This window comes from Erythrobacter sp. 3-20A1M (genome assembly GCF_018636735.1).
Lineage (GTDB): Bacteria > Pseudomonadota > Alphaproteobacteria > Sphingomonadales > Sphingomonadaceae > Alteriqipengyuania.
Window position 1 is genome coordinate 1,336,915 of the sequence record NZ_CP045200.1, and the last position, 12,516, is coordinate 1,349,430.

General features: G+C 63.1%; 11 protein-coding genes and 1 pseudogene. 9 read left to right on the forward strand and 3 right to left on the reverse strand.

Annotated features, from left to right (window positions below; translation table 11 throughout):
* The first annotated feature begins 34 nt into the window (after nt 1-34).
* On the forward strand, nt 35-1,300 hold the full coding sequence (gene rho, locus F7D01_RS06585) for a transcription termination factor Rho (protein ID WP_215229394.1): 1,266 nt from the start codon (nt 35-37) through the stop codon (nt 1,298-1,300).
* 10 nt (nt 1,301-1,310) lie between these two features.
* Nucleotides 1,311-1,838, forward strand: a complete 528-nt coding sequence (locus F7D01_RS06590) for an AAA family ATPase (RefSeq protein ID WP_215229395.1) — start codon at nt 1,311-1,313, stop codon at nt 1,836-1,838.
* Here the strand turns inward: F7D01_RS06590 and F7D01_RS06595 are convergent.
* Both F7D01_RS06595 and F7D01_RS06600 read right to left on the reverse strand, forming a co-directional pair.
* Nucleotides 1,835-3,406: an FMN-binding glutamate synthase family protein gene (locus F7D01_RS06595; protein ID WP_215229396.1), complete on the reverse strand. Its 1,572-nt coding sequence runs from the start codon at nt 3,404-3,406 to the stop codon at nt 1,835-1,837. The genes F7D01_RS06590 and F7D01_RS06595 overlap by 4 nt on opposite strands.
* Nucleotides 3,407-3,411: 5 nt before the next feature.
* A complete protein-coding gene (locus F7D01_RS06600; protein ID WP_215229397.1) occupies nt 3,412-4,110 on the reverse strand; it encodes a dienelactone hydrolase family protein in 699 nt (232 codons plus the stop codon).
* A gap of 112 nt (nt 4,111-4,222) precedes the next feature.
* On the opposite strand from F7D01_RS06600, the gene F7D01_RS06605 reads away from it, so the two are divergent.
* The 6 genes and pseudogenes from F7D01_RS06605 (at nt 4,223) to F7D01_RS06630 (ending at nt 10,129) form a co-directional block, all read left to right on the forward strand.
* Nucleotides 4,223-4,495 carry a DUF6489 family protein gene (locus F7D01_RS06605; RefSeq protein ID WP_215229398.1) on the forward strand — a complete coding sequence of 91 codons (273 nt, stop codon included), beginning with the start codon at nt 4,223-4,225 and terminating at the stop codon, nt 4,493-4,495.
* A gap of 31 nt (nt 4,496-4,526) precedes the next feature.
* Entirely contained in the window at nt 4,527-5,798 is a 1,272-nt protein-coding gene (gene mnmE / locus F7D01_RS06610) for a tRNA uridine-5-carboxymethylaminomethyl(34) synthesis GTPase MnmE (protein WP_215229399.1), read from the forward strand.
* 93 nt (nt 5,799-5,891) lie between these two features.
* A pseudogene (mnmG, locus tag F7D01_RS06615) lies at nt 5,892-7,747 on the forward strand (tRNA uridine-5-carboxymethylaminomethyl(34) synthesis enzyme MnmG).
* Complete coding sequence (gene rsmG / locus F7D01_RS06620) at nt 7,744-8,379, forward strand: 16S rRNA (guanine(527)-N(7))-methyltransferase RsmG (protein ID WP_215229400.1); 636 nt, start codon at nt 7,744-7,746, stop codon at nt 8,377-8,379. The pseudogene mnmG and the gene rsmG overlap by 4 nt, the downstream one beginning before the upstream one ends.
* Nucleotides 8,376-9,152, forward strand: a complete 777-nt coding sequence (locus tag F7D01_RS06625) for a ParA family protein (protein ID WP_215229401.1) — start codon at nt 8,376-8,378, stop codon at nt 9,150-9,152. Before rsmG ends, F7D01_RS06625 begins: the two co-directional genes overlap by 4 nt.
* Nucleotides 9,149-10,129, forward strand: a complete 981-nt coding sequence (locus F7D01_RS06630) for a ParB/RepB/Spo0J family partition protein (RefSeq protein WP_215229402.1) — start codon at nt 9,149-9,151, stop codon at nt 10,127-10,129. Before F7D01_RS06625 ends, F7D01_RS06630 begins: the two co-directional genes overlap by 4 nt.
* A gap of 361 nt (nt 10,130-10,490) precedes the next feature.
* Here F7D01_RS06630 and F7D01_RS06635 read toward each other — a convergent pair whose 3' ends face one another.
* Nucleotides 10,491-10,973, reverse strand: a complete 483-nt coding sequence (locus F7D01_RS06635) for a GAF domain-containing protein (protein WP_215229403.1) — start codon at nt 10,971-10,973, stop codon at nt 10,491-10,493.
* A 76-nt stretch (nt 10,974-11,049) separates the two neighbouring features.
* Here F7D01_RS06635 and F7D01_RS06640 point away from each other — a divergent pair, with 76 nt between their 5' ends.
* Nucleotides 11,050-12,513, forward strand: a complete 1,464-nt coding sequence (locus tag F7D01_RS06640) for a sorbosone dehydrogenase family protein (protein WP_215229404.1) — start codon at nt 11,050-11,052, stop codon at nt 12,511-12,513.
* The last annotated feature ends 3 nt before the right edge of the window (nt 12,514-12,516 follow it).

A 12,516-nucleotide genomic window follows, 5' to 3' on the forward strand; every position in this document is an offset into this window, starting at 1 on the left:
TCGGTCGGCCTCCCCTTACTGGAATTAAAAGACAATGCATCTCAAGGAACTCAAAGCGAAGGCCCCGGCCGACCTCGTCTCGATGGCCGAGGAACTGGGCGTCGAAGGTGCCTCCACCATGCGCCGGCAGGACCTCATGTTCTGCATCCTGCGCGAACTGGCGGAGGACGAGGAATACGACGAAAAGATCATGGGCGTGGGCACTATCGAGGTGCTGCAGGACGGCTTCGGCTTTCTGCGCAGCCCCGAGGCGAACTATCTCGCCGGTCCCGATGACATCTACGTCTCCCCCAACCAGGTCCGCAAATGGGGCCTGCGCACGGGCGACACGGTCGAGGGCGAAATCCGCGCCCCGCGCGAGGGAGAGCGCTATTTCGCTCTCACGAGCCTCAAGAGCGTCAATTTCGACGATCCGGAGGCGGTGCGCATGCGGACCAATTTCGACAATCTCACGCCGCTCTATCCGGAAGAAAAGCTGACGCTCGACAATGTCGATCCGACGGTGAAGGACAAGAGCGCACGGGTGATCGACATCATCAGCCCCCAGGGCAAGGGCCAGCGCGCACTGATCGTCGCGCCGCCGCGCACGGGTAAGACCGTGCTGCTGCAGAACATCGCCAAGGCGATCACCGACAACCATCCGGAAGTGTTCCTGCTGGTGCTGCTGGTCGACGAGCGGCCCGAGGAAGTCACCGACATGCAGCGTTCGGTGAATGGCGAGGTGATTTCCTCGACCTTCGACGAACCGGCGCAGCGGCACGTCCAGGTCGCCGAGATGGTGATCGAGAAGGCGAAGCGGCTGGTCGAACACAAGAAGGATGTCGTCATCCTGCTCGACTCCATCACCCGCCTCGGCCGGGCCTACAACACCGTGGTGCCCAGTTCGGGCAAGGTGCTGACCGGCGGTGTCGACGCCAATGCGCTCCAGCGGCCCAAGCGCTTCTTCGGTGCCGCGCGCAATATCGAGGAGGGCGGCTCGCTCTCCATCATCGCCACCGCGCTGATCGATACCGGCAGCCGCATGGACGAGGTGATCTTCGAAGAGTTCAAGGGCACCGGTAACAGCGAAATCGTGCTTGATCGCAAGGTCGCGGACAAGCGCATCTTCCCGGCGCTCGACGTCGGCAAGTCCGGTACCCGCAAGGAAGAGCTGCTGGTCGACAAGGACAATCTGTCCAAGATGTGGGTCCTGCGCCGGATCCTGATGCAGATGGGCACGATCGACTCGATGGAATTCCTCCTCGACAAGATGAAGGATTCCAAGAGCAACGAAGACTTCTTCGCGACGATGAATCAGTAGGATGTTCGAGATGCCCGAACCGGTGCGCGTGGTCATTACCGGCGCACCGGGCGCGGGCAAATCGGCTCTCCTTACGGAATTGGCGCGGCGTGGCTACGCGACCGTCCCGGAGGCCGCGCGGGTCATTCTGCAACAAGCGGGAGGCATGGCGCTAAGGGAAAGGAAGCCGCAAGGCTTCGCCCACGCCATGCTCGAGGCCGATCTCGCATCGCATGTTGCCGCGAAATACAGCCCGACCATCTTTGATCGTGGATTTGCCGATATCGTCGGCTTCCTGCGGCTGGAAGGGTGTCAGGTCGGCGACGAGATAATTCGCGCTGCCAAGAGCTCTCGCTATTCGGGGCCTATTTTCCGTGCCCCTCCCTGGCGCGATATTTACACACGCGACGATCAGCGCATTCAATCGTGGGACGAAGCAGTCGCGAGCGATGCAGCCGTCTGTGCGGCATGGCGCGAGTACGGCTACGAACTTGTCGATCTTCCACTGACCGATATCGCCGGGCGAGCCGACTTTCTCTTGACGATGGCGGGCGGCTAGCCCGCCCGTCGGAAGCTGTCGGCCCGCGCCAGTTCCCACATCCGGTTGAGCGTCGTCGCGCGCGGGTTCTCGATCAGCGCGCCTTCCTCGACGAACTCGTAGATATGGTCGACCGCGTCGGACCGGGCAGCGTTGAGGCGTTCGCGCAGATCGCACTGGTTGATGTCCCACGGGGATTCCAGCCCCATCGCGACCACGATCTCGCGCAGCGACTTCACTGTTGCGCGCTGGAAGCGGGCGACGCGCGGCGCTTTGTCGGAAATGACCAGCCCCTGCTGGCGCCATTCCTCCTGCGTCGCGACGCCGGTCGGACACTGGCCCGTATGGCACCGCAGCGACTGGACGCAGCCGAGCGCAAACATGAAGGGGCGGGCGGCGTTGCAGTAATCGGCGCCCAGCGCGAAGGATTTCGCCATCTGCGCGCCCGAGTGGATCTTGCCCGCATTGGCGATCTTGATCTTGTCCTTCAGGCCGGTCCCGACCAGCGCGTTGCGCACCAGGATCTGCCCTTCGCGCAGCGGCATGCCGACGCTGTTGGATAGCTCCAGCGGTGCCGCCCCGGTGCCACCTTCCGCTCCATCGACATTAATGAAGTCGAGCAGGATGCCGGTTTCCAGCATTGCCTTGGCGATTGCCAGCACCTCGTGCGGCTGGCCTACGCACAGCTTTATTCCCACCGGCTTTCCGCCCGACATCTCGCGCAGGGACGCAGCCCATTCGAGCATCTCGATCGGGGTGGAGAAGGTCGAATGCGCGGCGGGCGAGACACAGGTTTCCCCGACCTTCACGCCCCGCGCCTCGGCGATTTCCTCGGTCACCTTTTCGCCCGGCAACACGCCGCCGTGCCCGGGCTTGGCTCCCTGGCTCAGTTTGATCTCGATCATCTTGACCTGATCGGTATTCGCCTGCTCGGCGAAGCGATCCGGGTCGAACCCGCCATCTTCGCGGCGGCAGCCGAAATAGCCGCTGCCCAGCTCCCAGATCAGGTCGCCCCCATGCTTGCGGTGATAGCGGCTGATCGAGCCTTCCCCGGTGTCGTGCGCGAAATCGCCCTGCTTTGCGCCGAGGTTGAGCGCCTCGATCGCATTGGCGGACAGCGAGCCGAAGCTCATGGCGGAGATATTGAGCAGCGCGGAATTGTACGGCTTCTCGCATTGCGGTCCGCCAATATCGAGCCGCCAGAATTCCGGCAGGTCGCTGCGGGGCACGATCGAGTGGCTCATCCACTCATATTCGTCGGAATAGACGTCCAGCTCGGTGCCGAAGGGATGATCGTCGAGATCGCCCTTCGCCCGGGCGTAGACGAGGGCGCGCTCCTGGTGCGAGAAGGGCCGGCCCTCCATCTCGTCCTCGACGATATAGGCGCGGGCGAAGGGCCGCAGGTCCTCCATGATCCAGCGGATTCTCGACACCAGCGGATAGTTCCGCCTAAGTGTATGATTGTTCTGAAAGAAATCCCATATCGCGATCACCGCTAACGGCGCAACGAGGATCAGCGCCCAAGGCCAAACCCATGCGAACAGCGCGCACAGGACCAGCAGGAGCAGCGGAGTGGTGTAACGCCACATTCCGGTCAGCCCAGGTGCTGGGCGAAGAATTCCTCCGTTCGGGCATCGGCCTTCTGCGCGCCGGCCTCGTCGCGCCGTTCGCCGAATTGGGTTGCGAAACCGTGATCGAGACCGGGATAGTCGTGCAGCGTCACTTTCGGGTGATCGTCGAGCCCGTCGTGCATCGCCTTCTGCGTTTCCTTGTCGTTGAACCCGTCTTCGGTCGGGATGTGGAGCATCAGCGGATTGGCGATCGCGTGCGCCTCGTCCAGCATCTCGTCCACGCCGACCGCGTAATAGCCCACGGTCGCATCGCTATCGGTCCGCGCGGCAGTCATGTAGGCGAGCTTGCCACCCAGGCAGTAACCCACGGCTCCGACCTTTCTCCCACCGGTCTCCGCCCGCGCCCATTTGATGGTCGCCTCGATATCGCGAATGCCCCGATCGGGATCGAAATCCTCCATCAGGGAGAGAGCCTTCTTGAATTCGGGTTCCACATCGGGATCGAGCTCGATCTCGCGCTCCAGACGCCAGAAAAGATCCGGCGCCACGGCGAGATAGCCTTGCTCCGCCAGCAGATCGCACTTGCGACGGATGCCTGCATTCACGCCGAAAATTTCCTGTATCACCACAATCGCCGCACGGGGTTCCTCCGCCGGGCGGGCGACATAGGCGGTGAAATGCTCGTTGCCGTCGATGGTATCGATCGTGACGTTCTCGCTCATCCCGATATCTTCCTGTATTGCCGGTTCGATGGTTCGTTCGCGACCGGCGGGACTTGCGTCGCGCGCCGGGTGGTCCAAGATGGGCCGCGATAGCCTAAACGGAGAACTTGCGATGAAGGTCCACGTCGAAATCGAATGTACGCCGGAGGAGGCGCGTTCCTTCATGGGCTTGCCCGATATCAGCAAGGCGAACTCGGTCTATTCCGACAATATGGCGGAGGCGATGCGCGGCGTGACCTCGCCCGATCAGCTTCAGGATCTGGCGCGCACCATGGCGCCGATGGGGCAGATGGGTCTCAAGCTGTTCCAGAACTTCGTGGAAGGCAGCATGGGGGGGCGGGCGCCGGGCAAACCGACCGACCCTTCCGGTAGCGACAAGGCCTGACGTTTCGGCGCTTCGAGCGCGACCCACGACGATGACGACGATCTTCGCTCTATCGAGCGGCGCTCCGCCCGCCGCGATCGGGATCGTGCGGATCAGTGGGCCCGAGGCGGGTCAGGCGCTCATTCGACTGTGCGGTGCTTTGCCGCCCGAGCGTACCGCCAGTTTGCGCACGGTCAGGGACGCGGCTGGGGAAGTTCTCGACCGCGCGCTGGTGCTGTGGTTTCCCGGCCCCGCCTCCGCGACCGGAGAGGATTGCGCCGAAATCCACTGCCACGGGGGGAGGGCTGTCATTGCCGCTATCGAAACCGCGCTGGCGGCTATGCCGGGTCTCGCGCGGGCCGAGCCGGGTGCGTTTACCCGGCGCGCCTTCACCAATGGCCGGATCGATCTCGCCGAGGCGGAGGGGCTGGCCGACCTGCTGACGGCGGAAACCGAACTTCAGCGAAGGGTGGCGCAGGCACAAGCGAGCGGAGAGGCGTCGCGGCAGGTCGCGGAATGGCGCGACGAGGTGCTGCGATTGTCGGCTCGGATCGAGGCGCTGCTCGATTTTTCGGATGAGGACGACGTCGATACGCTGAGCGAAGACTTTAGGCGAGATGTGGATCGGCTCGTTACGGCATTGGAGGGCTGGCTGGCGCGACCACCCGCCGAACGGTTGCGCGATGGGGTGCGGGTGGTCCTGTCAGGTCCGCCCAACGCGGGAAAATCCAGCCTGTTCAACATGTTACTATCGAGCGAGGCGGCGATCATATCGCCCGTCGCCGGGACGACACGCGATGTGATCGAGCGTCCGGTTGCGATCGATGGCGTGCCCTTCGTGCTGATCGACACGGCGGGGCTACGGTCGGAGACGGGGGACGAGATCGAGGCGGTCGGGATTGCACGCGCGGCGGAGCAGATGGCCAGTGCGGATATAGTATTGTGGCTTGGCACCGAGGGTAAGGGGCCGGATGGTGCGCTCGAAATCGAGACGCGTGTCGACCTAGAGGATCAGCAAAAGGAAAATCCCGCTGCTCGCGTATCCGGAAAGACTGGGGAAGGGCTTTCCGCTCTCGCTGCCATTCTTGTCGAACGGGCCGGGACACTGCTTCCGCGCCCGGGAGAGAGTGCTGTCAATGCGCGGCAGCGCCGATGTCTGGAGCGCGCGTATGGTGCGCTTCACGAAATCGGCAATGCGAGCGATCCGCTGCTGATCGGGGAATCGCTGCGTGCGGCACGGGCGGCCTTTGACGATCTGTTAGGATGCGCCTCGACCGAACATATGCTGGACGCCTTGTTCGGACGTTTCTGCATCGGGAAATAGGCATGTTCCACGTGGAACGGTCCTGACTCCATGGTGAGTGTGTTTCACGTGGAACGGGTGGCCTCGCCATTGAGCATCGGATATAAACGGCGCGTGAGCATGTATGATGTTATCGTGGTGGGTGGCGGGCACGCCGGTGTCGAAGCGGCATGTGCCGCCGCACGCATGGGGTGTCATACTGCTCTGCTGACTTTCCGCGTCGACAAGATCGGGGCCATGAGCTGCAATCCCGCGATAGGGGGCCTGGGCAAGGGTCATCTGGTTCGGGAGGTCGATGCGCTGGATGGCATTATCGCGCGCGCTGCAGATGCCGCAGCGATCCACTACCGCATGCTCAACCGCTCGAAGGGCAGCGCGGTCTGGGGTCCGCGCATACAGGCGGACCGAACTGTATTCCGCCGAGCGGTCAGCAGGCGGTATGGGATCAAGAAGGCCTCGAGGTGCTTGAGGGTGAGGCTGCGGCGCTTGTCCTTAAAGGTGGGGCGGTCGTTGGCGTCGACCTGGCCGAAGGAGGGCGGGTTGAGGCGCATGCCGTGGTTCTTTGCACGGGTACATTTCTCGGGGGTCGTTTGTATCGGGGTGAAGAGCGCCTCGAGGGCGGACGCATCGGAGAGAATTCTGCGCATCGTCTAGCCCAACAGGTGCGTGAACTTGAACTCCCGATGGGACGGCTCAAGACGGGTACGCCGCCGCGGCTCGACGGACGCACGATAGACTGGGCGCGGCTCGAAGAGCAGCCCTCCGACAGCGAGCCATGGACAATGTCCGACCTCGGACCGGGGCGAGTGAATCCGACCATCTTCTGTTCGGTGGCACGGACCACACGGGCCGGTCACGATCTCATTCGTGCCAACCTCGATCGCTCGCCGCTATTCTCCGGGGCGATCGGCGCCGAGGGGCCGCGCTATTGCCCATCGATCGAGGACAAGATTCATCGGTTCGGCGATCGGGAGGGACATCAAATCTTTCTCGAACCAGAGGGACTCGATACGCCACTGGTCTATCCGAATGGGATCAGCACCTCGCTGCCAGTGGATGTGCAGGAGGGATTTCTCCGCACCATGTCGGGGCTCGAGTCGGTGGAGATGGTCGAGCCAGGCTACGCGGTAGAGTATGATTACATCGATCCCCGGGCGCTCGATCGCCAACTCGCCTTGCGGGCCTTGCCGGGTCTCTACTGCGCCGGCCAGCTCAACGGCACCACGGGATACGAGGAGGCCGCGGCGCAGGGACTGATCGCGGGCATGGGAGCGGCAGGCAGGGTACTGGGCCTCGAGCCCATTCGGCTGGATAGGGCGAACAGTTACATGGCAGTGATGGTGGACGACCTGACCCTCCAGGGCGTGACCGAGCCCTATCGCATGCTGACCGCGCGCGCCGAATACCGATTGCGGCTGCGTGCGAACAATGCGGCCACGCGCATTACGCCGCTGGGTATTGAAGCCGGGGTGGTCGGACCGGACAGAGCGAAGTGGTTTGCCGAACGCGAAGAGCGGCGGGCGAAGATCGATTCTCGTTTGGACCACGAGGCAGGGCCACAGGATCTGCGAGCCCTGGGGTTTTCGGCGAAGGATGACGCGGGGCGCCAGACGCTGCGTGAGTGGCTGCGTTTCCCCGGTGTCGACCTGCAGACCCTGGCTCCGATGCTTAAGGTGCCCGAGATCGCACTCGATCCTGAGTTGGCTCAAGAGGTGGCAGAGGACGCCGCCTATGCGCCCTACCTGGCTCGACAGGAAGCCGAGCTGCGCGACCTGCGCGCGAGCGAAGGCGTGACTCTACCCGGCGACTTTCCCTACCATTCGGTCCCCGGTCTGTCGCGAGAGATGATTGAGCGCCTCGAAAGCGCTCGGCCTGATAGTCTTGCGGCTGCGGGGCGCGTACCCGGGGTGACCCCTGCTGCTCTGGCGATCCTGCTGGTCCACGCCAGACGCGAACGCGTATCGGCATGATCGAAGATGAAGTCAGTGCGCGCGAATATGTCGCTCGATGGGGCGATGGCGCGGCGATGGAGCGTCTGGACACGCTTGTCTCCCATCTCGGGGTTGAGAACAGGAGGCAGAATCTGGTTTCCGAGAAGACCTTGGCCGAAGTCTGGCAAAGGCACATCGCCGATAGCGCGCAGCTCTTGGAATACGTTCCACGTGGAACATCCCCTTGGTTGGATCTCGGAAGCGGGGCGGGGTTTCCTGGATTGGTGCTAGCTGTCCTACAGCCGGAACTCCCGATTTACCTCGTCGAATCGCGCCGCAGGCGGATCGATTGGCTCGAGCAAATGCGCGATGTGCTGGACCTGCCGAAGTGCGAGATTATCGGCCAACGTGTGGAAACCATCCAACCCATCGCGGCTGGAGCCATTACCGCACGTGCCTTCGCCCCTCTTGAACGCCTGCTTGCGCTTTCGGCCGAGTTTTCCACCCCATCGACCCATTGGGTCTTGCCGAAGGGTCGGTCGGCGCGGCAAGAACTAGAGAACCTCGAGGCCGAATGGGGTCTTCGGTTTCACGTGGAACCTTCGCTGACGCACTCGGAAAGTGCTATCCTGGTGGGGAAGGGTGTCGCTCAGAAAAGGAAGCGGGCATGATCACGATAGCGATTGCGAACCAGAAGGGTGGGGTGGGGAAGACCACCACCGCAATCAATGTCGCTACCGCGATGGCGGCCACAGGTTGGAAGACGCTTCTGATCGACCTGGATCCCCAGGGGAATGCATCGACTGGGCTAGGCATCCCCTCAGGTGAGCGCTCTTTTTCCAGCTACGACCTGTTGGTCGAACAATCTCCGATAGCGGACTGTCTTCAAGGGACTTCGATCCCGGGCCTCGATATTATTCCGGCAACGCAGGATTTGAGCGGTGCCGAGATCGAGCTCGTATCCGTAAACGACCGTGCCGCCCGGCTGGACGGCGCGCTTGGCAACCACGCGCAACATGAAATTTGCTTCATCGACTGCCCGCCTTCGCTGGGCCTGCTTACTCTGAACGCCTTGACCGCGGCGGATACGCTATTGGTACCGCTTCAGTGCGAGTTCTTCGCACTGGAAGGATTGAGCCAGCTGCTGCAGACGGTTGAGCAAGTCCAGCAGAGATTCAACTCGCGGCTCGGGATAATCGGGATCGCACTCACCATGTTCGATCGCCGCAACAGATTGACGGACCAGGTAGCCGACGATGTCCGTGATTGCCTAGGCGAACTGGTGTTCAATTCGGTCATTCCGCGCAACGTCCGTCTTTCGGAAGCGCCGAGCCACGGCTTGCCGGCGCTTGTGTACGATCACGCCTGCGCGGGAAGCCGTGCCTATATGGCGCTTGCGAGCGAGCTGATCGCGCGTCTGCCTGAGAAGAGGAAAGCTGCATGAGTTCGTCCGATCCTGTCCATGCCGGCTCCGTACCCCGGGCTACCGATCGGAAGAAGAAACTGGGCAGGGGGCTCGGCGCGCTTCTGGGCGAGACACGACGCGAAGAGCCTTTCGTCCATAACAAAGACGGTGAAGCCGTTTCACGTGGAACAGCCGAAAGTACCGGTAGCGCGACGACAGGGCTTGCTTCGCTCCCGGTAGCTTCGATCGAACCGCTTCCTGGGCAACCGCGCACCCGTTTCGATGAAGACGCCCTGGACGAGCTCTCACGTTCGATTGCCGCGCGGGGTGTCATCCAGCCTATCATCGTTCGCCCGCTCGCTGGCGACCGTTATCAGCTCGTTGCCGGTGAACGACGTTGGCGGGCCGCACAAAAGGCACGGCTCCACGATATTCCCGCGATCGTTCGGAATCTCGACGAGAGCGAAGTCATGGCGCTGGCCCTGATCGAGAATATCCAGCGTGAGGACCTAAACCCGATCGAGGAAGCACGGGCCTATCACCAGCTGGGCGAGCAGGAGGGGATGAGCCAGAACGACATCGCCAAACTGGTCGACAAGTCTCGCAGCCATGTCGCAAATCTGCAGCGTCTGCTCGCCCTGCCGGACGACGTAATTGCCTTGGTAGAAGAGGAAGCGCTTTCGATGGGGCACGCGCGTGCCCTGATCGGTCATGACGATGCATCCTCGCTCGCTCGCCAGGCGATCGCCGAGAAACTGACGGTCCGCGACGTCGAACGTCTCGTTCGTTCGGGCTCGACGAAAGAGGAGAGCAAGGGTCGCCGGGGCAAATCACCAGCGGACAGTGCAGAAAATGCCGACATCGCGGCGGTGCAGCGGCATCTGGAAGAATTTCTCGGTCTCACGGTCCGGATCAAGAGCGACGCCGATTCGCGATCCGGCGCGGTGACCATTCGCTACCGCACTCTCGATCAGCTCGACCTGATCTGCCAGCGGCTCACCGGCGGAGAAATATAGAGCGATAACAAACGCTTAGCCGGTTTTGGGGGGTGCTGGAAGCCACCGCAAACCGGCCCGGGGACCTTATCGCCGCGTCTTCAAGTGCATTACACGCTTTTCGTGGCGCGATGAGGGAAGAGCAATCGTGCGCTCCCTGATGGGCTCGGCACCCGTCTCGTCCCATTCCTCGGTTAGTATTCGCGCACGACCGGGACTGACGGCACGCTCGGCCGATCTACGATGATCCTCATCGCACCGGACCAGTGGCCATAGTCGGCCCGATAGCCGCAGCGCGGCAGAGGCGGTCCGCCATAGGCGTTATCCGGATCGTAACCCTTGCCATGGTCGTTGCGCCAGCCCTGGCAGCGCCGCTCGGCGCTCAGATACGGTCGGCGATCGCGCTCGCCAGCTTCTCGATCCCGGCCGCGTCTTCCTGGCCGAAGCGGTTCTTGTTGGGGCTGTCGAGATCGATCACCGCAATCACCTTGCCATCGCGCGTCACCGGCACGACCAGTTCCGATGCGCTCGTCGCGTCGCAGGCGATATGGCCGGGGAACGCATGAACGTCCGCCACCAACTGCGTCTCACCGCTGGCGGCGGCTGTGCCGCAGACGCCCTGTCCCATGGGAATGCGGATGCAGGCCGGCCGGCCGATAAACGGGCCGAGCACCAGTTCGTCGCCGATCACGCGATAGAAACCGGCCCAGTTCAGACGTGGCAGGAACTCCGCCATCAGCGCGGCAAGATTGGCCATGTTGGCGACCGGGTCGTCCTCGCCATCGGTCAGGGCGAAGGCCGCATCGGCCAGCTGCCGGTAGCGCTCGGCTTCGGGCAGGTCGGTATCGGGGGTGAAGTCGAACATGGATCGCCGATAGGCACACGCTCGCGGATCGTAAAGCGATTGCCGCCCGTGGCCGCGCGCCCTATCTCTTCACAGCATGAGCACCAAAGCCAAGATCCTGATCGCCCTCGCCCTTGTGATAGTCGTGATAGGCGGTCTCGCCGTCTGGTTGACGCGGGGCGACACCGCGGAGCTTTCGGTGCAGGCTGTCGCCGGTAGCGACCCTGAGTTGACCCAGCCGCGCAGCGAACTGGTGCCAACCGTGAACATTGCCGAACCCGTCGGTTGGGAAGCCAACGAGAAACCTACCGCGGCGCAAGGGCTGACGGTATCGCGCTTCGCCACCGGGCTCGATCATCCCCGCATCATCTATACGCTCCCCAATGGGGATGTCCTTGCGACGCTCACCAACAGCCCTCCGCGCGAAGGCGGCGGTATCAAGGGGTGGGTAATGCGCAACCTGATGGGCAAGGCGGGCGCGGGCGATGCATCGCCCAACCAGCTCGTGCTGCTGCGCGATACGAACGGCGACGGTACGGCGGACGTCCGGCAGGTACTGCGCGACGATCTCGCCTCGCCCTCGGGCATCGCTTGGCGTGACGGGAAACTCTACGTCGCGAACCACAACGCGCTGCTCCGCTTCGATTACGCGCTCGGTGCCAGCGCCGTGACCGGCCAGCCGACCAAGCTGATGGACCTGGCCGGCGGCGGCAACCACTGGATGCGCAACATCGTTCTGAACCCCGATGGGACGAAGCTCTATGTCGCGGTGGGCTCGGCCAGCAATGTCGGCGAGAACGGGATGGCGGCGGAGGAAGGCCGCGCGATGATCTGGGAATACGATCTGCGGACTAACCGGGCGCGCAAATATGCCGTCGGGATGCGCAATCCCAACGGTCTCGACTTCAACCCATGGTCGGGCGAGCTTTGGGTGACGGTAAACGAGCGTGACATGCTCGGCTCGGACCTCGTGCCCGATTATCTCACCAACGTGCCGGTGGGCGCGCAATATGGCTGGCCGTGGGTTTACTGGAAAGACAATATCGATTCCCGAGTGGACGCGCCGAGGCCACAATATCTGGAGGAATACACCCGTCGCCCGGAATATGCGCTGGGTCCGCACGTCGCGGCGCTGGGCCTGACGTTTACCGGCGAGGGTAACCGGCTGGGGACGCAGTTCGGGCGGGGCGCGATCATCGCCCGCCACGGGTCCTGGAATCGCAAGCCCGCCTCTGGCTACGACGTCGTGTTCGTAAAGTTCGACGACCTCGGCAACCCGGTGGGCAAGCCGGTCCCGCTCCTGACCGGTTTTCTGGAGGGGAACGGGAAAACCCACGGGCGCCCGACCTGGGTCGCGTTCGCGCAGGATGGCGCTCTGCTGGTGTCGGACGATACGGCGGGGATCATCTGGCGGGTGGTTGCTCCCGGAGCCAGACCCAATGCAGCAATCCAGCGCGTCGAACGCGGCAATCTGAAGGCCAAGCGCGAGTTGAAGGATCCGACGATGGAGTTCTCGGACGAATTCGCCCGGGAACACAGCATCACCGATCTGATGCAATAGCCA